This is a genomic window from Archangium violaceum Cb vi76 (assembly GCF_000733295.1).
In the GTDB taxonomy this organism is placed as follows: Bacteria; Myxococcota; Myxococcia; order Myxococcales; family Myxococcaceae; genus Archangium; species Archangium violaceum.
Genome location: NZ_JPMI01000161.1, coordinates 1 through 20,853, shown reverse-complemented (window position 1 = coordinate 20,853; position 20,853 = coordinate 1). Strand labels below are relative to the sequence as shown.

At 70.2% G+C, this 20,853-nt stretch carries 18 protein-coding genes; 10 read left to right on the top strand and 8 right to left on the bottom strand.

Going from position 1 to position 20,853, the window contains the following annotated elements; translation table 11 throughout:
• The first annotated feature begins 216 nt into the window (after positions 1-216).
• The gene (locus Q664_RS23470; RefSeq protein WP_052518557.1) at positions 217-2,760 is read left to right on the top strand and encodes a VIT domain-containing protein; all 2,544 of its coding nucleotides are present in this window, start codon (positions 217-219) and stop codon (positions 2,758-2,760) included.
• Between the two features lie 9 nt (positions 2,761-2,769).
• Here the strand turns inward: Q664_RS23470 and Q664_RS23465 are convergent, their stop codons facing one another.
• The gene (locus tag Q664_RS23465; RefSeq protein ID WP_084610285.1) at positions 2,770-3,447 is read right to left on the bottom strand and encodes an SOUL family heme-binding protein; all 678 of its coding nucleotides are present in this window, start codon (positions 3,445-3,447) and stop codon (positions 2,770-2,772) included.
• Between the two features lie 187 nt (positions 3,448-3,634).
• Between Q664_RS23465 and Q664_RS23460 the strand changes: the two genes are divergently transcribed.
• Both Q664_RS23460 and Q664_RS23455 read left to right on the top strand, forming a co-directional pair.
• On the top strand, positions 3,635-5,305 hold the full coding sequence (locus Q664_RS23460; protein WP_152622294.1) for a ligand-binding sensor domain-containing protein: 1,671 nt from the start codon (positions 3,635-3,637) through the stop codon (positions 5,303-5,305).
• Between the two features lie 44 nt (positions 5,306-5,349).
• Complete coding sequence (locus Q664_RS23455) at positions 5,350-6,507, top strand: hypothetical protein (protein WP_043399798.1); 1,158 nt, start codon at positions 5,350-5,352, stop codon at positions 6,505-6,507.
• A 23-nt stretch (positions 6,508-6,530) separates the two neighbouring features.
• Here Q664_RS23455 and Q664_RS23450 read toward each other — a convergent pair whose 3' ends face one another.
• A complete protein-coding gene (locus tag Q664_RS23450) occupies positions 6,531-7,025 on the bottom strand; it encodes a RebB family R body protein (protein WP_043399794.1) in 495 nt (164 codons plus the stop codon).
• Between the two features lie 106 nt (positions 7,026-7,131).
• On the opposite strand from Q664_RS23450, the gene Q664_RS23445 reads away from it, so the two are divergent.
• Positions 7,132-7,863: a hypothetical protein gene (locus tag Q664_RS23445; protein ID WP_043399792.1), complete on the top strand. Its 732-nt coding sequence runs from the start codon at positions 7,132-7,134 to the stop codon at positions 7,861-7,863.
• 5 nt (positions 7,864-7,868) lie between these two features.
• On the top strand, positions 7,869-8,255 hold the full coding sequence (gene gloA / locus Q664_RS23440) for a lactoylglutathione lyase (protein ID WP_043399790.1): 387 nt from the start codon (positions 7,869-7,871) through the stop codon (positions 8,253-8,255).
• Positions 8,256-8,258: 3 nt separating this feature from the next.
• Here gloA and Q664_RS23435 read toward each other — a convergent pair whose 3' ends face one another.
• Together Q664_RS23435 and Q664_RS23430 are read right to left on the bottom strand one after the other, a co-directional pair.
• Positions 8,259-9,971, bottom strand: coding sequence for a CotH kinase family protein (locus tag Q664_RS23435; protein ID WP_075207491.1), 1,713 nt, complete (start codon positions 9,969-9,971; stop codon positions 8,259-8,261).
• Between the two features lie 116 nt (positions 9,972-10,087).
• Positions 10,088-11,482, bottom strand: coding sequence for a hypothetical protein (locus Q664_RS23430; protein WP_152622293.1), 1,395 nt, complete (start codon positions 11,480-11,482; stop codon positions 10,088-10,090).
• 173 nt (positions 11,483-11,655) lie between these two features.
• On the opposite strand from Q664_RS23430, the gene Q664_RS23425 reads away from it, so the two are divergent.
• Genes Q664_RS23425 through Q664_RS23415 form a run of 3 tightly spaced genes read left to right on the top strand, consistent with a single transcriptional unit; the run spans position 11,656 to position 14,301 of the window.
• The gene (locus tag Q664_RS23425; protein WP_043399782.1) at positions 11,656-12,492 is read left to right on the top strand and encodes a hypothetical protein; all 837 of its coding nucleotides are present in this window, start codon (positions 11,656-11,658) and stop codon (positions 12,490-12,492) included.
• Complete coding sequence (locus tag Q664_RS23420) at positions 12,465-12,980, top strand: hypothetical protein (RefSeq protein WP_043399779.1); 516 nt, start codon at positions 12,465-12,467, stop codon at positions 12,978-12,980. Before Q664_RS23425 ends, Q664_RS23420 begins: the two co-directional genes overlap by 28 nt.
• Entirely contained in the window at positions 12,961-14,301 is a 1,341-nt protein-coding gene (locus Q664_RS23415) for a hypothetical protein (RefSeq protein WP_052518556.1), read from the top strand. The genes Q664_RS23420 and Q664_RS23415 overlap by 20 nt, the downstream gene beginning before the upstream one ends.
• 23 nt (positions 14,302-14,324) lie before the next feature.
• On the opposite strand, the gene Q664_RS23410 is transcribed toward Q664_RS23415, so the two are convergent.
• Both Q664_RS23410 and Q664_RS23405 read right to left on the bottom strand, forming a co-directional pair.
• Positions 14,325-15,239 (bottom strand): hypothetical protein, encoded by a 915-nt coding sequence (locus Q664_RS23410; protein ID WP_043399776.1) that lies wholly within the window; start codon positions 15,237-15,239, stop codon positions 14,325-14,327.
• 112 nt (positions 15,240-15,351) lie between these two features.
• Positions 15,352-17,466, bottom strand: a complete 2,115-nt coding sequence (locus tag Q664_RS23405; RefSeq protein WP_043399864.1) for a dipeptidyl-peptidase 3 family protein — start codon at positions 17,464-17,466, stop codon at positions 15,352-15,354.
• Positions 17,467-17,557: 91 nt separating this feature from the next.
• On the opposite strand from Q664_RS23405, the gene Q664_RS52530 reads away from it, so the two are divergent.
• Both Q664_RS52530 and Q664_RS52525 read left to right on the top strand, forming a co-directional pair.
• Complete coding sequence (locus Q664_RS52530; protein WP_052518555.1) at positions 17,558-18,235, top strand: alpha/beta fold hydrolase; 678 nt, start codon at positions 17,558-17,560, stop codon at positions 18,233-18,235.
• A 101-nt stretch (positions 18,236-18,336) separates the two neighbouring features.
• Complete coding sequence (locus tag Q664_RS52525; RefSeq protein ID WP_052518554.1) at positions 18,337-19,014, top strand: GNAT family N-acetyltransferase; 678 nt, start codon at positions 18,337-18,339, stop codon at positions 19,012-19,014.
• Positions 19,015-19,026: 12 nt separating this feature from the next.
• On the opposite strand, the gene Q664_RS23390 is transcribed toward Q664_RS52525, so the two are convergent.
• A complete protein-coding gene (locus Q664_RS23390) occupies positions 19,027-20,397 on the bottom strand; it encodes a metallophosphoesterase (protein WP_043399773.1) in 1,371 nt (456 codons plus the stop codon).
• A gap of 1 nt (position 20,398) precedes the next feature.
• Positions 20,399-20,853: WD40 repeat domain-containing protein (locus Q664_RS23385; RefSeq protein WP_043399770.1), on the bottom strand; the 455-nt coding region annotated here is incomplete at its 5' end.

The following is a 20,853-nucleotide window of genomic DNA, read 5'->3' as shown; positions in this document are numbered from 1 at the left end:
CATTCCACTCGTCACCGGTGACCAGTGAAACGGGGCGGGTCCATTCCACTCGTCACCGGTGACCAGTGAAACGGGGCGGGGTCTCAAGTGGGCGTGGCCGGGCAGCCACAGCCCCTGGAGCCCCGCCCTCAGTGTTTCCAGGCACTTGGCGCATCCCAGACGCTGGCCCGCGGACTGCAATCCCCCGGCACGTACCCATCCCGTCCGAGGAATTCCATGCGAGCCGCACTCGTCGCGCTCTTCGTCTGCCTACTGTCCGTCCCCGCTTCCGCCCAGGAGCGGGACACCGAGACGCCCTGCCCCGCTCCCGCCTCGCCCCTGAGTTCCGGGGCCATCACCCAGGGGACACTGGTGGCGAAGCTCCGCCGCCACGCCTCCGCCCAGGGCTGCCCCGAGTCCCAGCCCCAGCACTTCAGCCTCAAGCACACCGAGGTCGACGCCGAGGTGAGTGGCTTCCTCGCCAGCGTCACCGTCACCCAGGTCTTCGAGAACCCCTACGCCGAGCCGCTCGAGGCCCTCTACGTCTTCCCGCTGCCGGAGAAGGCGGCGGTGGACGCCATGGAGCTGGTCATCGGCCAGCGCGTCATCCGCGGCGTCATCCAGACGCGCGAGCAGGCGCGTGACACCTACGAGCGGGCCCGAGCCGAGGGCAAGACGGCCGCACTGCTCGACCAGGAGCGCCCCAACCTCTTCACCCAGTCAGTGGCCAACATCCTCCCGGGAGAGGAAATCCGCGTGCGCATCCACTACGTGGAGCGGCTCGTCTACGAGGACGGCAAGTACAGCTTCAACTTCCCCATGACGGTGGGCCCGCGTTACATCGGCGGCGAGCCCCTGGCCTTCCGCCAGGGCGAGGGCACCGCGCCGGACACCACCACCGTTCCCGACGCGAGCCGCATCACCCCGCCGGTGCTGCCTCCCGAGGTGCGCAGTGGCCGTGACATCCGCCTCCACGTGCGTCTGGACGCGGGCGTGCCCGTGCACGAGCTGCGCTCCACGTCGCACCGCGTGACGGCGACGCGCGAGGGCTCCAGCCGCGCCCGCGTGGAGCTGGCTCCGGACGATCGCATCCCCAACAAGACCTTCACCCTGGAGTACCGCGTGGCCGACGCGCTCATCCGCCCGGCCGTGCTGGTGCACCGCGAGCCCGGCGCCGACGAGGGCTACTTCCTCGTGCTCCTCAACCCGCAGCTGGCGCCGAAGCAGGAGGAGGTGGTGCCGCGCGAGCTGTACCTGGTGCTCGATACCTCGTGCTCGCAGTCCGGCCCGCCCATCGAGAAGTCCAAGGCCATTACCGCCGAGGTGCTGCGTCACCTCCACCCCGAGGACACCTTCCAGGTGCTCAACTTCGACACACAGGTGACGAAGTTCGCCCCCGCCGCGGTGCCGGCCTCGCCGGAGAACGTGGCGCGCGCCCTGCCCTACGTGGCCAACTTCTGGGGCGGTGGCGGCACGGACGTGCGCGTGGCGGCCCAGGAGGCCATGGTGCCCGCCAACGACCCGGCCCGCCTGCGCATGGTGCTGCTCATGACGGACGGCTTCATCGGCAACGACGACCAGGTGCTCGGCACGCTCCAGCAGCACCTGCGCGAGGAGACGCGCGTCTTCAGCGTGGGCGTGGGCAACGACGTCAACCGCTACCTCGTCGCGAAGATGGGCGAGGTGGGGCGAGGCGCCTCCACCTTCGTCAACCTGAAGCGGCCCGAGGACGAGGTGTCCCGTGAGTTCGAGTCGCGCATCCGCGGCCCGGTGCTGACGTCGGTGCGCGTGGCCACGGAGGGACTGCCCGTGTCGGACGTCTACCCGCGCACCCTGCCGGACCTCTTCAGCGGCCAGCCCCTGTTCCTCATCGGCAAGTACCACGGCACGGGCCAGGGTCTGCTGCGCATCACCGGCCGCGTGCGTGGGCGGGAGCGTCACTTCGAGGTGCCCCTCTCCCTTCCCGAGTCCGCGCCGGAGCACGCGTCCCTGCGCAGCCTCTGGGCCCGCCAGCGGATTGAGGAGCTGACGGTGGAGAACTACCGTGGAGAGAAGCCCGAGGTCGTCCAGGCCATCACCGCCACGGCGCTCCAGTATGGGCTGATGAGCAGGTACACCTCCTTCGTCGCGGTGGAGGAAGTGGCGCGCACGAAGCCCGGCGGTGACACGGTGCGCGAGCTGGTGCCGGTGGAGCTGCCCGAGGGCACCTCGTACGCGGCCGTCACCGGTGAGCTGAGCCGCGAGGAGATTCCGCCGGGAGACCCCATCCTCTCCGTGGTGGCGCCGAGGAACGCGCGCCGGGTGACGGCCTACTTCCCCTTCGGCCTGGTGAAGCCGCTCACCTTCGACACGGTGTCGGGCTATTGGCGGGGCCGCTTCCTGGTGCCGCTCTGGGTGGAGGACGGGTACTACGACGTGCTGGTGGCGGTGGAGATGCCGGACGGCACGGTGCGCCGGCGCGAGGTGCGCTACCGGCTGGACTCCAAGGGCAACGACTTCGAGGTGACGCTGTCCTCGCGGCTGCTCGCGCCCGGCCAGACGCTGCGGCTGGAGGTGGACGCGGTGGAGGCCACGAAGGAGGTGAGCGTCTACGGCGAGCTCTTCGGTGACACGCAGCACCTGCTGGAGACGCGCGACGGCCTGCGCTTCACCCGCGAGCTGAGGGTGCCCGCCGGCACGGAGCCCGGGGAGTACGAGCTGGTGCTCGTGGCCCGGGACGCGGCGGGCAACCGGTTCGAGCGCCGCGAGAAGGTCCGCGTCGCCCTCACCGTCGAGGAGTAGCGCCGCCGCTCAGTGCACCGGCTCCACCGCCTGCACGTCGACGAGGATCTCGTTGCGGCGCAGGAAGGGGGGCATGAAGGGCGAGTTGTACTGGGCGAGCACCGGCTCGCCCACGGGGCGCAGGCCCTGGGCGCGCAGGTCCTCCAGCAGCCGCGCCTGCTCGGCCTTCGCCACGGACTCGGGGGCCGAGCCGGAGAAGCTCCGGACGGCCACGCGCTTGCCCGGCACGCGCTCCAGACGGACCCGCGAGTCCACCGGTTCCGGCAGCGTCTCCAGGGTGTACTCCGAGGGCATGGCGAAGGTCATGCGCCACACCTGCCCACTGCGCTGCATGCCCACCGGGGCCGTCATGGCGATGCGCTCACCCTGCTCGGAGCCGCTGGCGGGCTGCAGGCCCACCGGCGCCGTCATGGCGATGGACTGCTTGCGCCGGTTGCCCCCGAAGATGTAGCCCGCGAGCCGCCGGAAGCCCTCGTTGAGGCTCGCGTCGAACTCGCCCTCCACCTCCGTCACCGCCACGACGGTGGGCACGTATTCGCGCAGCTCCACGTCCTGCTTCACGCTCAGCACCCGGTACCCGGGCTCCTCCAGGTTCTTCTCCTGGTACAGCCGCCAGCCCGCCCAGCCCAGCGCCCCCACCAGGGCCGTCCCCGAAGCCCACAACACCGTCCGTGTCTGCTTGTTCATACGGAGGATGTAGTCACGCGTCCCCGCTCCCGGGCCCTGCCCTCGCGGGCATGCCGGAGTTGGCCATTGCCCACTCCCGCCCTCCGCCGGGTGCTGACGCCCGGCCACACTCCGAGGCCGGAGGGAGACGCAGCCAAGAGATTCCGGAGGGTTACGCGCTGGCCCGGGCTTCGCAATGCAGGCGGGCATGCTGCTCTCCACCCTGACCGCCGCCCTGCTCTCCGCCACCGTCACCAACACGGAGACGGTGCATGACCTCGCCACGTACAACGGCCACGTGGTGGCCTGCACCGAGGGCGGCCTGGAGCTCTTCACCCACGCGGGCCGTGCGGTGCGCACGCTGACGGTGGACGATGGCCTGCCGAGCCACTTCTGCCGCGCGCTGGAGGTGGCGGGAGACACCCTCTTCGCGGCCACGGACGAGGGCGTGGTGGCGGTGGACGAGCGCTGGCGCGTACAGCCGGTGGTGGGGGCGAAGTGGCACGCGCTGCCGGCGGAGGGGGGGATGAACACGGAGCTCTACCGCGCGGCGCTCGGCTGGCTCGCGGAGCGGCTGCCCGCGGGCCCCACGTACACGGCCTTCACCGAGGGCTACCTGGGCACGGCGGACGGACGGGTGATGGCGCCGGGCTCGGGGCGCATGTGGACGGTGCCGGGGCCGGTGCGGATGCTGGAGGAGATGGACGGCGCACTGCGCGTGGGCACCACCGAGGGCGCCTTCACGCTGGGAGCCGAGGGGCTCGTCTCGCTCCCCGTGCCCACGGGCCCGCTCGCGTACGCGAAGGATGCGAAGGGCGGGACGCGGGTGCTCGGTGCCGAGGGCGAGGCGCGGCGGTGGGGCGAGCGCTCCGGCGAGGCCCGGGCACTGCCCCCGGGCACCACGAGCACCGTCGAGCTGAATGGCGCGGCCTGGGCGGGGACACGCGGCCAGGGTGTCTTCCGGCGCCAGGGCACGGAGTGGAAGCGGGTGACGCCCACGGGCCAGCTGTGTGGCAACCACATCACCGCGCTGACGCGGCACCAGGGGCTGCGGGTGGTGGGCACCTTCGACAAGGGCGTGTGCTGGGAGCAGCCGGACGGGAAGTGGCGGACGTTCCGCGCGCCCCACCTCCCGAGCAACCACGTGCTGGGCCTGGCCAGCGACGGACGCAACCTCTACGTGGCCACGATGTACGGGCTGGGCCTGTACGACGGGAAGACGTGGACGCCCATGGCGTACGGTGGCCGCAACCCGGTGGCGCTCGGCAAGCTGTCGGTGCTGGCGGCGGTGGCGGACACCGAGGACGGCGTCGCGCTGGTGGATGGGCGGGGCACCTCCTTCGTGAAGCGGGCGAGCCAGCCGCTCGAGCTGGCGAAGCGCCTGCCCCTGCCCGAGGGGTGGAGCACCCATGTCTCGGGAGCGCACGGCGCCGGGCGCTACCTCTGGGTGGCGAGCGAGGACCGGGGCCTGCTGCGCTGGGACGGCATGCGGTGGACGCGCTACCACGATGGGAAGCACCTCACGGACAACTGGGTGACGGCGCTCTCGGCGGACGCGGAGGGGCGCGCGGTGGTGGGCACGTGTCAGGACGGCTTCAGCTACTTCGACGGCGAGCACTGGACGCGGGTGCGCGACGCGGAGGGCCTGCCGAGCCGCTATGTGGTGTCGGCGGCGCTGGTACCGGGTGGAGCGCTGCTGGGTACACTGCTGGGCGCGGCGCACTACGACGCATTGAGCGGCACGGTACGCCCGCTGCCGAGGCTCGCGGATCCACGCGTGTATGTGCTGCTGGTGGAGGAGGGCACGGTCCTCTTCGGCACGGAGGGTGGCCTCTCGCAGCTGGCCTGGAGCGCCCCGGCCGCCGTCACCCAGCGCTGAAGCATGATACGGATGTGCCTCCATCAACGAGGGGGAAGACATCCATGTATAGGTACCGGACGGCACTGGCCATCCTGGGGTTGTGGCTGGCGGCGTGCAGCAGTGGTGTGAAGCAGGAGGACTTCGACGCGGCGCTCGCGGAGGCCGTGTGCGAGAAATACGTGCGGTGCGGAGTGTCCCATGACGAGGACTCCTGCAAGCGCAACCAGTTGCAGGGGTTCATTGGCCAACGAGGACTGACGCAGTACCGCGAGGACTTCCGTGCCGGCCGGATACGCTATGACGCGACCGCGGCCAGCGCGTGTCTGGAGAAGATCCGGACCGGCACTTGTGACGCGCATCCGCTGTCCTCGCGGCGATTCCTGCCAGGTGTGGGAATGTCCGTGGACTGCCGGTTCCTCTTCGGGGAGGTGGAGGACGGTGAGCCCTGCCATGGAAGCGGTGAGTGTGGCGACCGGTCCGCCTGCACCTCGGTGAGCCTGTCTTCCTGCGGCACGTGCCAGCCCCGGCGCGCGGAGGGAATGCCGAGCGCGTCCCCCACTCTGTGCGAGGAGGGCCTCGTCTATTCCCAGTCCACCTGTCGGAAGCCCCTCGCGGAGGGTGAGTCCTGCGCGGATTCGGGTGCCTCCGGCCAGGAGCTATGCGAGCAGGGCCTCATCTGCGACCAGGATACCCAGCGCTGCCGGCGTCCCGCCGCCCAGGGCGAAGCCTGCGGGTCATGGGGGAGTGGATGTCACTGGACCCTCACCTGTATCGACGACACCTGCCAGCCGCCGCGAGGCCTGGGGGCCGACTGCACCGCCGAGCCCAGGAGCAACCCCTCCTTCCCCATATTCGACTCGAGCCAGTGTCAGCAGGAACTCTTCTGTGATGCCGAGCCCGGCGCGCCCGGCAAGTGCCGCGAGCTGCTCGAAGAGGGCGCCTCGTGCCGGGATTTCCGCGCGTGTGACCGGGGCCTCTCCTGCGACGGACTCGACCCCTCCAGCACGCAGCCCGGTACCTGCCGGCGGCTCGCGGGACAGGATGAGGATTGCACCGAGCGTTTCTGCGATGGCCGTTTCTATTGCGCCCAGGCCTCCAACACCTGCCAACCCCGCCGGCAATTCGGCGAGCCGTGCGCGGACGAGCCCACGGCCTGTGTCCTGGGCACCACGTGCGCCCAGGGCACGTGCAGCGGCCCGGACCCGAGCTGCCGCCCGTAGCGCGCGGGCCCTCGGGTGCCGGCTCAGCCGGCCTTGAGGACCCCGGCCGGCTGGGACGCGCCCTGCGACTCGCCGGAGGAGCCGGCCGAGAGCACGAGCACGGCCGACTGGCTCAGCGCCGCCTGCCCCAGGGTGTTGAGCTGCTGCTGGTTGGCCACCGCGTTCTGGAACGCCAGGCCGAGCGCCTGCGCCGCCGCCTCGTAGACGGTGGCCAGGGCCCGTGCCCGCGCCTCGTCGGGGTGGGCCGAGGCGCCGGACTCCGGGGCCCGCTCCGCCGGGGGCGCGGACTGCGCGGGCTCGATGGGGGGAAGGGAGGCGGACTTCGACTCGGGCGCGGGGCCGCGCACGGACTCACAGGCCACGCGCGCCTCCACCACGAGTTGCAGGATGCTCCGCTGCTGCTGCGAGGAGACCTCGTTCAGCTTCGCCAGCACGTCGGCCACCGCCGTCCCGAGCCGCACCAACTCCGTCTCCGCGCCGAGCGTCGCCAGATTCACCTTGTCGCCATCCGCCATCATGTTCCTCCTGGGAGTACAGGGCACCGCGGTGCCACATCCCCGGGAGTAAAGCCCTCCAGCCGCGCGCCGTCGAGCGGCCTTTCATGGCACACTGCGCCTTGCCCCCATGCGATTGAGCCATGTGCAGGCGCTGCTGGACTCCGCCTTCCAGGGTGTGGAGGAGGGCGCCGCCCGGATGTACGAGCCCGAGGACTCCCGCTTCGACGAGCGCCTGAGCGCCGTGTGGCTGGAGTACCGCTGGTACGTGCACGAGCGGGGGCTCGCCGAGGTCTTCGTGAAGTGGAAGCGGGTGGAGAAGGAGGCCTGCGCTCAGGAAGAAGTGTCCGTGCTGCGCCTGCACCTGCTCGGGCACTCGGCGGCGCTCACCACGCGGGCCCGGCGGGTGCTGGAGGCGGGTGCACCCTCCGCGGGGCGGCTGCTGGAGCTGCTCGGCGAGGACGGGGTGAAGCGCGAGTGCAGCGCGGCGGGGCCCACTGGCATCACGCTCGAGCACTGGCCCCACCCGGCGCCCCAGCCGCTGCTGCCAGAGGAGACCTTCCAGGGGCTCTCCTCGGTGCTGCTGCACCCCGAGTCCTCCTTCGAGGAGCGGCACGAGGCGGTGGACCGGCTGTGCCGCGAGCGCAGCCCGCGCGTGGTGCACACGCTGCTGGCCGCGTTGGAGGTGGGCCCCTCGCTGTCCGCCCTGCGCCGGCTCTCCGAGTGGTGCGAGCCCGGCGCCCTGCCCCACCTGGAGCGGGCGCTCGCGGCCGTGGCCCCGGACAACCCGGCGGACCTCTGGACACTCACCGCGCTGCAGCGGCGGTTGCGGGCCTGGAGCCGCACGTTCCAGGGTATGTAACGCGCATGCGAATCCTCCACACCATGCTGCGCGTGGGCGACCTGGACAAGTCGCTCGACTTCTACACCCGCGTCCTCGGAATGCAGTTGCTGCGCCGCAAGGACTACCCGGATGGGAAATTCACCCTGGCCTTCGTGGGCTATGGCCCCGAGGACACCCACCCGGCCCTCGAGCTCACGCACAACTGGGACACCTCCAGGTACGAGCTGGGCAATGCCTACGGCCACATCGCCCTGGGCGTGAAGGACATCCACACCACCTGTGACACCATCCGCCAGGCCGGCGGCAAGGTGGTGCGCGAGCCGGGCCCCATGAAGCACGGCACCACCGTCATCGCCTTCGTCGAGGACCCGGATGGCTACCGGGTGGAGCTCATCCAGCAGGGCGCGTGAGCCCTACGGCAGCCGCCGCTCCAGCAGGTTCCACCGCTCGTCCACCCACTGGCGGAGGTACTCCACCTCCTCCTCGTGGGTGGTGAAGTCGGTGCGGTCGCTCCAGCGCTCGAAGGTGCGGTACTGCTGGAGCCAGCGCGCCTCGTCCCGCAGGGCCACGGGGTGGATTTCCCGCACGTAGCCGTCGATGAGCTTCAGCACCTCCTCCTTGGCCAGCGGGCCGCGAAGCAGCGAGCGGTAGCGCTCGCGCATGGGCCCGGAGATGGAAGGCTCCTCCAGCATGCGCGCGAAGAGCCGGTTGCCTCCGGAGAAGTCCGGGAGGAGCGTGGGCCCGAGCCGGCGCGTGTCCCAGTCCTGGCCGAAGCTCGCGTCGAGATCCCACGGGATGAAGCGCCAGGGGGCCTGCGTCACGGGGTCATGGTAGTGGTAGGCGTTCTTCGCGCCCGAGTCATTGCCGAGGATGGCCGTATTGAAGATCCACCAGTCCTCGTAGTCCTGGGTGTTCAGCCGCGAGCCCCACTGCGCACGGAACGTCTCCCGGTCCGAGTCCGCGATGAAGGCGGTGAGCGCGTTGAGCGTGTCATAGGCGCCGACCCAGCCATCCTTGGGCGTGCCCTCCTTCTTCTCGAAGCCGAGCTCCAGGGGCTGCTTGGGCGCGCCCTTCTTGTCGAGCCGCGAGAAGTTCGCGTCCGCCTCCACGGCCTTGAAGAGGTCTCCATCATCGGAGAGGCCGTGGCGCTCCATCAGGTGCTCGTTCACGTGGTCCGCCACGGTGAAGAGGCCCCAGAAGCGCCCGTTCACGTAGAGCACCGCGCTGTACGTCTTCACCTGGATGTGGTCGGGAGACATCCGGTTCCACAGCTCGAAGGCGAGCCTCGGCCGCAGGTACGAGTTGTCATTGAAGCTGGTGATGAGCACCAGCTTGCGCCGGCCGGTGAAACCACCCGCGAGCTCCGGCTCGTTGAACGGGTCTTCCTTGTCGAATTTGAAGGTGTAGTTGCGCTTGGGGAAGATGCTGGAGGTGGCGCCGCGGTACTTGGCCTCGGCGGTGTAGCGGTGCCCGCGGTAGACGAGCTGCACCGGACGGTAGCCACCCGCCGTCAGCGTGCCCTCGAAGGAGAGGTGCAACACCGGCAGCCCGTACTCCTCGGTGTACGTGACGGGGTTGAGCTCCCGCACGTTGCCCGGGGCCAGCCAGTTGTCGGCCACGCCCACCTTCACCACACCCGTCTCGCCCGTGCTGTGCTCGGTGACGGTGAGCAGCCACACGTCCGCCTGGGCCTTGCCCGGTGTCCACCGCAAGGTGCCACTCGCCTCGTCCAGGCTCGCCCCGGCCGGCAGGGGCGACACGCTGAAGCGCAGCCCCGCCGCCGTGTAGCCGGTGCCGCAGCGGAACGTCACCGTCAGGAGCTCGCCCTCCTGGAGCCAGTGCGGACCGTCACCCGTGGGCGCGCAGACGGTGGGCTTCGGAGGCGGTGTGCCCGGCCCCGGCTCCGGTGTGCCCGCGTCCGGTGAGGCCGGAGGGCTCGGGTCATCCAGAGGTGGAGTGGGCGGCGTTCCGTCCGAGGGCACCGGGGAAGCCGGCTCCCCGGGCGAGACCGTGTCCGCTCCCGTCCCGAGCGAGCCGTTCCTGTCCCGCGAGGACTCGCAGCCCACGCCACCGAGACACGCCACCAGCACCAGCGCGCACCGGCCCCACCACGTTCCGCCCCTCATGTCCCCTCCCCGCCGTGCCGGGAGGAGTAACCATTCCGTCCCAGAAGAGGTACCCGGGCGGGAGTAGGAGCAGCGGCCGCTCGGCTGCCTCCCCGCTCTCCGTGTCCACGTGGGGGCTACAGGCCCATCTGGAAGGAGCCCTCGGCCACCAGCAGCACCTCCACCGCGGGCGTCGCCTTCGCGCCGAACAGCGGTGACAACACGGTGGCCTGCGCCCGCACCGCCGTCGCGTAGGACTGGTAGGCGTCGGCCGTCTTCGTGGCCAGCAGCGAGACGTCCACCGCGCTCGCCGTCACCACCGAGGAGACGGCCGCGTCCAGCGTCGCATCCAGCGTGGCCGCCGCCGTCACGGTGGCCTGCACCGCCGCGCCCACCACGAGCTGGTTCGACGCATTCACCCCGAGGTAGCGGCCCAGCACCGAGGCCTGCGGATCCGCGCTTCCGGACACGCTCGTCTCGAAGCTCGCGAAGGCATTGGCCGCCATGGCCGCGCTGGTGGACGCGCGCACCTGGGTGCGCAGCGTGGTGCTCGCCGTCACCGCCTGCTGCTTCACGTCCTCCACCGCGCCGCCCGCCGTGAGGAGGGCCGACAGCGCCGCGCCCGAGGCCCGTGCCTCCACGCCCGCCGAGGCCCGCAGCGCCGCGTCCACCAGCGGCCGCGCGTCCTCGGCCGACAGGCGCGCCTTCACCGTGGCCCGGAAGGAGGCGCTCGCCGCGCGCTCGGCCTGCGCCTGCTGCTCCACCTTCGCGCCCAGCTGCTCGGCCGCCGCGCGCAGATTCGCGTGGAACGTGTCGTAGAGCTCGTTCACCGGGCCGCCGCCCTCCAGCCCCGCGCTCAGCACCGCCGCCGCCATGAGCTCCTTCTCGAAGAGCGCCGTCTGGCTCGTCCGCACACCCGCCCTGGCGTACATCTCCAGCTCGGCCTGCTGCGCCGCGCGCACCGCGTCCGCCAGCGCCTCCACCCGGGAGCGGAAGGCCTCGGTGGAGGAGGCGCCCTGCCGCGCCGCCGCCGCCATCTGGGCGGTGATGCGGGCACGCACGTCCACCATGTCCAACGTCTCCGCCTCCGACTTGTCCGCCATCATCTGAAGGAAGACCTCGGCCTCCAGCGAGGTCTCCGAGTCCATGGGCGCGGCGACCACGTCCTTGCCCTCGGCGGTCGCCTCGAGCAGCGCCGAGGCCACCACCTGGCCCGAGGCGTCCACCGCCTCCAACACCAGACGCTCCTCGCCCCCGGGTACCCGCAGCGTGTAGTACCCCCGGTCCTCCAGCTTGCCCTCGGCCACCACCGTCAGCTTGCCGTCCGGCCCCACCGTGCTGGCGTGCACCTGTGCCGTCGCCGCCACCGTGCCCGAGCCACCGAGCGAAGCCGCTCCCGCCAGGAGCGCCTGCGGCTGTGTCCCCTCGCCGTCCGTCACCCGCCCCTTCACCTGCACCGTGTTCCCACACCCCGTGCCCAGTCCCAGCACCACCAGTGCGGCAAAGAGGTTGCGAAGCGTCGTCGTCTTCAAGGTCGTCTCCTCACACACAAGGCGCCACCTCCGGCCATCCGGCCAGGCTCCGGAAGGGGCGCTCGGCTGTGTTTGACGGAATGAGCCCGGAGTGGATCAACCGCCTCCGCCCAGGCGGGTGGGCTCCCGTCCGACATACCCAGTCACACTCCCGGCGGAGGAAGCTGGGCGGCATGTGTTGGTTTCGCCTGCTTTTTCTGCCGCTGGTGCTGGGGCTCTCCTCCATCGCAACGGGTTGCACCGAGGACGAGCCCTACGTCCGTTCGCTCGCACCCGTCGACGAGCCGCCCTTCGCCTACGAGCTGTACTGCGATGAGCGGGGACAACCGGTGAATGAAGAGGCGCCCGTGCTCCTCGTGCGGCGGCCTTCGCACCTGGAGAAGGTGTACGCGGACGCGGAGCACGGTGAGGCTCGCGCGCGGGAGTTGTTCCGGCATATCGAAGGCACCTTCGTCGCCAGCGGCCTGTACATCGCGGACGAGGTGACGTCGCCCCGTTGCCTCGCCCTGCCCCTGCCCGGGTGCAAACCGGACTGGAGCTTCGTGGACAGGTTGCTGCCCTCGAATGGGCCTGGGGCTCAGCGGCTGCGCGAGGTACTTGGGACAGCCTTTGCCCAGCGGGCCCGCCAGCGCGGCCTGCGCAACGCGCTCATCACCTCATCCGTGGGCGCGCTGTTGGCCATCACCGTGGTGAAGGGGCAGTTGAAGGGGGCCGCGGCGGAGGCCAGCACCGAGGGAAGGAGGATGCTGGCCTCCACCGAGGGACGGACGCTCGTCACCGCTACCTCCGAAGCCGAGGTGCTGGAAGCCCGGTTGTTGGAGGCCGAGGCCTCGTCCCTGGAGTCACCGTCCAGGACACGCTGTGGAGCGACTACGTGGCCTACTGGGAGCGGCGCTACGCCGAAGTGGCCGGGCAGGGACCTCCCTCCTCCACCGGGCGACTCGTGCCGAAGCCGCCCCTCACCTGGGAGGGCTACCACACCATGCGCGCCGACTTCCGGCGCGGAATGAAGTTCCAACGCTCGGTGGGACAGATGCTGCGGCGGGAACTGGAGCTGTCCGAGCACGTCAGGCGCGTGCTGCGCGGCATGCGCAAGCCACGAATGGATGAAAACGTGGGCCTCACCCACCCGGGAAACACCGCCCTCACCTACGCCGACCAGTTCGCCGTGGACGAAGCCACGCTCGCGTCCGGCGCCAAGGTGCGGGTGGAGACCTTCAGCAACAAGAGCAGGAACTTCAAAGGCTGGAGCGAAGATGACATCTTCAAGCAAGTCCAGGCCGACGCAAACGAAGCACTGGTGAAGTACGGAGGCATCGTGCAGGTACGCCGCCCCGGCCACCCGATCTTCGGGCAAGACGTTACCGTTTCCCGGGTACACCTCGTGTATGACTCCGAAACATTGACGCCCTCTCTCAAGCAAGAGCTCCCCAGGGCCCTCGGCAAGAAGAACACCAAGGTCGAAATCCACTTCCACCATGTCCCTCCCGCCCCCTGACAAATGGAACGAATCGGACATCCTCGACTTCGAACTCTTCTCTTCCATCAATCCCTTCGACCGGGGCCATGAAGGGCTGAACGAAGTGCTCGATGTCCTCGAATCCGTGGATGAGGAGCTGCGTCCGGGCAGGATCTCCTTCGAGCGTGACCGCAAGCCGAAGTACTCGCGGCAGCTCATGCATGAAAGCCTCTCCGAGTTCCAGTTCATGGAAAACACGTCCTTCTTCCTCAAGTGCGCTCGTGTTCCGGAGGCCTACTTCGACATCCACGGCAGCACGGACGACGAGGGCTCGCGTTTTTCCCTCACGCTTCGAATCATTCCGTTCGCCTGGTGCCGTGAACCCGGGAAGCAAGAGGAACGCGCCGCCGGGTTGGTGTCATTGGTGAGGACCCTTGCTTCCCGCCTACCGCTCTCCCATGGCTCGGCCCACAGCGGCACGGATCAGCTCCTCGACACGGACCCGGAGCAGCCTCGTCCCATCCTTCCTCCTCAGGTGGAACGGATGCACTGGCTCAACGTGTACGGGCCCCAACGGGTGGAGGCGCTCGGCCGAGAGCGCGTGCTGTCCACGCCCGCCTTCCTCGTGGAAGAGTTACCCCACGGTGCCGTGCTCATCCTCACACGTCCCACGCCCGTGGACTTCGCTTCCGAACAGGCCCGCCTCGCCCAGGCCCGAGCCCTCGTTCACCTGCGTCCCGATCTGAAACTGGAGGACATCCTCTCCACCCTCCACCGGCGCTCGCTTGCCTTCACTCCCATCCCCATCCAGTTCGACCCCGATGTGGCCGACATCCTCCTTCAGGAGGTGGACTTCCAGGGACTCTCCCTGCGACGCCAGAGGGTGGAGCAATACAACGCCTATCATCCGCCCACCGTCTCCGAGTGGCTGCCCGCAGCCCATCAGCCCTGGCCCGACGTGCCGGATGTCCAGGCGGCCCTCGACCTCTACGAAGGAACCTACGCCGAGCAACTGCTCGCCCTGCTGCACACGGAGGTCCCCTCCGTCATGGACCGCTCACCCGAGTCCCTGCCCCACATCGACTGGAATTCATGGCACATGAGCTGGGGTTGCCAGTTCACACCGGAGCAGCGCTCCCGCCTCATCCCCGCCCTGGGCGCCTACCTCGGCATGCTGTTGGTCTACGGGCTGGGTGGGAAGTGGATGCCCCGGCGCAACCTGGACGAAGCCGCCGTGGTGGTGGGCGACAGGGCCTGGCTGCCCTTCCTACGCGCCCGCCATTACCTCCAGGGACGCGATGCCCCCTTGGACTACTCCCTCACCCAGCTCTTCCGCGAGGCCCAGCGACGGCGCGGCTGACGCTCCCGCCGCGCCGAAGGCGGCTACACCCGGACGGTCACGGGCTCCCAGCCGAGCAGGACGAGTTGGAGGAGCTCGACACCCAGCAACTCCGGATAGCGCTGCAACCAGGAGGTCCGCTCTGGCGTGACGGGATCTCCGTTCCAGATCAACTGTCCCCCGGCGCGCGCCCGCATGCGCACGGCCACATCGAAGATGGAGTGCGCCGTCCGCGAGAAGGGAGCCTCTCCCCATTGCGGCCAGATGAGCAACTCCTGCGGGTTGTTGAGGAGGAACCACGTCACCGGTGCCTGGGTGGCGCGATCGAACCAGACCGCTTGAGGCCCACGAATCTCCACGTCCTGGCCTTCCGGTGGCTCCGCCACCAACTCCGCCAGGGGTGGCGGCTTCGGGTGCTCGAGCCGCAGCATCAACATGTTGGGGGCTTCGTCCTGCTGGCCGGCGGGGAACTCGAGCGGCATCCGGAGGTTGGGATGGAGCTGCTCGCGATTCTGTTGCCACGAGCGCGCCAGCTCTCGCGAGTACGTGCCCTCCACATCCAGCAGCTCGCGATGGGACTCCACCGTCACCTCACGGCCCCGCACGCCCTCGAAGGCCCGCAGTCCCAGCTCCTCGCTCACGAGGGCCGCCAGGGAGAGCAGCTCGAACACGTTGGCCATGAAGAAGGGGTGGGTGGCGCTCACCGAGAGCTGAAGGGTCCCCGCCTGGGGGCCATTGTTGGGCCGCAGGCCCGCCCACAACAGGGGAGCCAGCGCGAGCTCCTCTCCCGCGCGAAACACCCAGGTGGAACCATCGGGCCGGAGCGCCGCTCGCGTGGGGCGTGAGCGCGCGAGCAACTCCAGGCAGGCACGCAGGTCCTCGAGGGTGAGCCGGTCCGGCGCACCGGCCCGGACGTCCTCGATGCGGCGGTGTGACGTCAACCAGACGGAGAAGGGCATGGGTCGTTTCCTCGATGGAGGAAACTACCGCCCCAGGGCCAGGAGTCCAGGAGGAGTAGCCGGCACCCGCTCAGCCACCAGTGTGGCGCAGGACACTCGTGGCCCGCGCGTGCTATCGCGGCAGCTTCCGGTACTCCTCCGCGAGCGCCTCCGGAGTCTCCGCGAGCTTCACCGCCACCCGGGTGGCCTCGGCCGGGGGAAGCCTGCCCAGGACGCTCCGCTCCAGGTGTTGCGCGATGAAGCCCTGGTCGTGCCGCACCTTCACGTCCACCACCTGCCCCTTGCCGTCCACCACCGGCACCAGCCACGGTGAAATCAGCACCACATCCGCCGGCACCTCCACCGCGCGCACCCGCGCCACCACCTCGTCGCGCAGCTTCGGGTCGAACCGGATTCCCTTCTCCTGCACCAGCTTCCGGATTCCCTCGTAGTCCCCCGTCGCCTTGATGACCATCAGCTTCGAGAGCAGCTCGCCCACCGCCACGCGCATCTTCCCGGAGTCCTCCACCACCCAGGACGTGCGCCCCGGCTTCCCCTCCCCGCCCCCGTCCACCACCTGCTTCACCGCCCCCTTCTCCATCAGGAAGTTCACCGTCATGTGGTGGCCTCGCTGATGGTCCTCCTCGAAGGTGTCTCCCTCCGGCACCTGATTGAGGTTGGTGAGCCCCTCCACCAGGTAGTCCCGGTACATCTGCTCCGCGATGCGCTCGTGCTCCGGCGACAGCGTGGCCAGCGACGGATCGAACGCGTGCCAGAGCGCCACCAGGTCCGCGCGCGCCTCCTCCAGGGTGTTGTCGTACTCCTTCAGGTAGCGCGAGGTGTTCCCCTCCAGCTTCGGGTCCACCTGCCCCGAGGCGTGTCCCAGCACTTCGTGGAACGCCACCAGCCACTTGCGCGCCGTGACGGTGTACTGGCGGGACTTCGCGGCGTCCTCGGGCGTCCGGGAGAACTCGATGGCCAGCGGCAGCCGCTTCATCGCCGCCGCGGCCTCCATCACGTTGCTCACCAGCACGCTCTTGCTGCCGTACTTCTCACGGATGTGCTGCTCGTTGGGCAGGTTGATGCCGGCCGGCGGTGTCGGAGTGCTCGTCACCAGGTTGATGGCCTTGGCCACCGGCGTGGCCACCTTCTTGCGCTTGTACACGTCCGGCCAGGGCATCCGGTTCTCGAAGTCCTGAGCCCGCCGGGCGATGACCTCCATCACCCGGTTCTCCCTCGCATCGCGGTAGTTGATGAGCCCCTGCCACTGGCCCTTCTGGCCCCGCGCGTCCACGTACGTCTCGATGAAGCCGACGTTGGCGTCCACCGTGGGGTTCGCCTTCAGCCAGGCGATGTTGTACGCGTCCCAGTCCTTCGGATTCCCCGTCTCGAAGTAGCGCACCAGCTTCACGAGCGCCGCCTTCTGCTCCTTCGGCGCGGACTTCGCCGCCTCGCTCAGGTGGGCACTGACGCGCGAGAGCTCCACCGCGTACAGGCCCCGCGGCACCTTCCCGTCGGGCGTCCCGGTGCGGAACACCTGCTCCACCAGCTTGCCGTCCACCTTCACCACGCGCGAGTTGAGCGGGTTCTTCTCCTGGAAGCCCTCCAGGTCCTTCAGCGTCACACCCCGGCCATACGCCGTGTTCGCCGACGCGGTGAGGAGGTCCTGCCCCGGCGGCGGCGCCTTCGCGGTGAGTTGCGGCTCGACGCCCGCGTCGAAGAGCGAGGGCCTCAGTCCTCCCAGCCACGTCTTCAGCGCCGCCTCGTCCTTCACGCCCAGGGGCGCTCCGGCCTTCAGCGCCCGCAGCGCCGCGGCCTCCAGCTCGGCGGGGGTGAAGGCGGGGACGAACTTCTGGCCCGTCGTTTGATCATGATTGCCCGTCTGGGCGTAGAAGCGCGCCAGGTAGTCCGCGAGCTTCGCGTCGAACGAGCCCGGCTCCGCGTGGCCCTCGCGGCCGAAGAGGTACACGGACTCCATCAGCCGTTTGATGGCCACCGTGTCCCAGCCGAGCTGGTCATAGGCGATCTCCTCGCCCGCGTGTGCCGCGAGCGACAGGTGCCAGGCCACGCGCTTCTCGTCCCGGGAGAGCGCGGGCACGCCCGGCGCGTAGATGCGGGCGATGGCGTCATGGCCGAGCCGCTCCACCAGGAAGGGCTGGGCGGCCTCGGCGGGAGGCGTGCTCGGGGCGGGAGTCCGTGCGGGCTGAGGGTTGGCGGCCAGTGCCGCCGCGAGGAGGAGGGCTTTCATGGAGGCTCCGGGAAACGTTCAGCGGGCGGCATGGGTTGGCACCCGGGGACATCCGCCACCCGCGGAGGCCAGTGCATACCATCTGCCGGGCATGACCACTCCTCCTCCGCCCGTCCGGGATTTCGCTCCGGTGAACGGGGCACGCCTGCACTACGAGCTCCAGGGAGATGGCTTCCCGGTCGTGTTGCTTCACGGCGGCCTGCTCGACCTGCGCCTGTGGGACAGCCAGGTGGGGCCCCTCGCCCGGCACTTCACCACCCTGCGTTATGACCAGCGGGGCTTCGGCAGGACAGTGGCTCCCGAGGGACCCTACGCGCCCCACGAGGATCTGCGCGCCCTGCTCGACCACTTCTCCATGGACCGGGCCCACGTCGTCGGCCTGTCGTTCGGCGGACGTGTCGCGCTCGACTTCGCCCTGGCCTGGCCCGAGCGCGTCTCCTGCCTCGTCCTCGCCGCGCCCGAGTGGACGCTCGACCACATGCGAGGCCTGGCGGAAGTCCACCACCCCCGCTTCCTGGAGCCTCCGGCCTTCACCCGGCTGGAGCAGCTCCTCATGCCCACGCTCGTCGTGGTGGGGGACAGGGACAACCCCGTCCTGCTGAGCAACGCGGAGCTGCTCGCGCGGCGCGTCCCCACCGTCACCCGCGTCACCCTCCCGGGCGTGGGACACCCGCCCAACCTGGAGCGCCCCGAGGACTTCAACCGCGTCCTCCTCGACTTCCTCCTGGCGCAGGCCTCCGCGAGCGTTGGCGAAGCACCCCTCGGGTAGCTCTGTCCGCCGCGTAACGCGGCGGGTCAAAATGCCCCGGGGCCCTCTTGACGCAACGCATCATCCCCTCGGATGCTGGGAGTCTCAGGGGGTGGTACGGGATGAAGCCAGCACGTCGATTCGACACCCACTGGAGGGAGCGGCTCGCGCTCGCCGACGGGACGGAGGTGGAGCTGCGGCTGGTGAGGCCCGAGGACGCGGAGCTGCTGCGCCAGGGCTTCGAGCAGCTCTCTCCGCGCTCACGGCTGGGCCGCTTCCACGCGCCCAAGTCGCGGCTCACGGACGCCGAGGTGCACTACTTCACCTCGGTGGATGGGGAGCAGCACCTGGCCCTGGGCGCGGTGAGCCGGGGCCCCGAGGGACAGGAGGAAGGCCTGGCCATCGCCCGCTTCATCCGGATGGCCCGGGACTCCGAGGTGGCCGAGGCCGCCGTCACCGTGGTGGATGCGGCCCAGGGCAAGGGACTCGGCCGGCTCCTGCTGGAGCGCCTGGTGGAAGCGGCGCGCGAGCGCGGGGTGGAGCGCTTCGAGTTCCTCGTGCTCCCCGGCAACGCGGCGATGTTCCGCCTCCTCGACGAGCTCAACCCGGACGGCACGCCCGTGCGAGGAGACGAGGACGCGCTCTGCGTCACCCTTCCGCTGGCCACCACGCCCCACCGGAAATGGCGCCTGTTGCTGCTGCTGCTGGGGCTCGCCGCCCGGGGAGCGCTGAGCGTGCTCGGGCCCGCGCCGGAACGGATGCCCGAGCCCGGCGAGGCTCCTCCTCCGGGCGACGCCTGACGGCCGGGGCGCTCAGGACGTGGGCGCCACGCGGGCCGAGCCCAGCACCTGCATCCCCGCTCCCGGCTTCCATTCCACCAGCGACACCTCGGCGCCACCCGCCGCATGCGGGCCACACAGCACCGCGGTGAAGCGCTGCTCCAGCCGGGCCAGCACCTGCCGCCCGGCGTCCAGCCCGGGGTTGTTCCGCAGTTCCTGGAGGAACTCCATCCACACCGACTCGGGGGCCTCGGCCGGAGGAAGCCGCATGAGCCAGATCCACGTGCCCGAGTTCGCGTACAGCACGTCCTCGGCCCGCTGCCAGCGCGCCGCGTGGGTGTGGCCGAAGATGACGGCGCCCGCCGTGTACTTCTTCGCCAACCGGCGCGCCTCCTCCAGTTCCGGGTCCGTGGGCGCCAGGTCGAAATACCGCTCGCCCTGCTCCCCCGCGAGCTGCCGGTGCAGCCGCGCGTAGGCGCGCAGCGCGTGGAGGCCTGGCTTCGTCCGGGCGCTCTCCAACTCGGACGCGTCCCCGCCGAAGCTCAGCGGCCCGTCCGCCAGCGACTCCTCCAGCGCCAGCTCCTCCTGCTCCGTGAGGCCCGCGGCCTTCACCAGCTCGGCCAGGCCCAGCTCCGGCTCGGACGGCTCCGGCTCCTCCGGGTTGAACGTCACGGGCGCCAGTCCCCGGCGCAGGAGCTGCCAGAGGAGATTCAACGAGGAGCGCTGGAAGACGAGCTTCACCGCGCCCGGGTTGACGGCGAGCGCGGCCATCACCGCGCCCCGCATGTCCGGCACGAGCAGGTCCGCGAAGCGCATGCCGTACTCGCGCTTGAGCGGATTGAGCAGCTTCTTCACCAGCAGCGAGCCGGCGGCGTAGGTGAAGCCGGACGCATCCATGACGCCAGGGCCGGGCAGCCGCGCATAGTCCACCTTGTTCCAGGCGTCGTTCTGCTCGCCATGCGCCAGCAGCACGCGCGCACCGCCCACCTCCAGTACCCGGGGCGCGTCCCCGGACTCGAACACCAGACGCCGCGCCACCTCGGGAGGCTGGCCGAGCGCCTGACGGAACACCTCCTGTACCCCGGGCAGCGCCAGTTCCACGTCGTGGTTGCCCAGGCGAACCACCGCCTCGCCTCCGGCGGCCAGCACCCGCCCCAGTGCGCGGAACACCTGGGACGTGGACGCCGAGTCCACCATCGCCCGGGCCTGCGCCACGGCCCGCGCCACCGTCAGCTCCAGGGGATCCTCGTTCATGAGGAAGTCCACCGAGTCACCGTTGAGCACCACGCGGGTGGGCTCGCGGGTGAACTGCTCCAGGAAGGCGGGCAGCGCCTCGGCGCCCGCGAAGATGTCGTAACCCTGGCCGTTGCCCAGGTGCAGATCACTCACGATGACGGTGCGCATGTCACTCCCCCCTCACTGCTGAAGTCTCGATGGGCGTCCGGCCATATGCGCGTTCGCATTGCTCATAACCCCCCTGTGCTTCGTCGGCCGTCTCCAAGATGAAGGGTTGGCGCTCCGCCGGGCGCAAGCAGGCACTGATGGCTGTGCGGAGGATGTCCTGAAGCCTTGCTGAACTGACCGTCCAGAGACGTGCCGTACCATCTTGAGACGCCGACACCACCCGACTCCCATCCCGGCTGAAGGCCGCGAAATACACGGCCTCCGCATGGCCCCGCATCACCACGGGATCGCCCGGTCCATCCACTCTCCACACCCGCACGGTCTTGTCCTTGGACGCCGTCGCCACCCACTTCCCGTCCGGGCTGAAGACCGCGGAATACACGGCATCCCCATGGCCTCGCAGCACCCCGGGCTCGCCCCGCCCATCCGCCCTCCACACCCGCGCCAGTCCGTCCA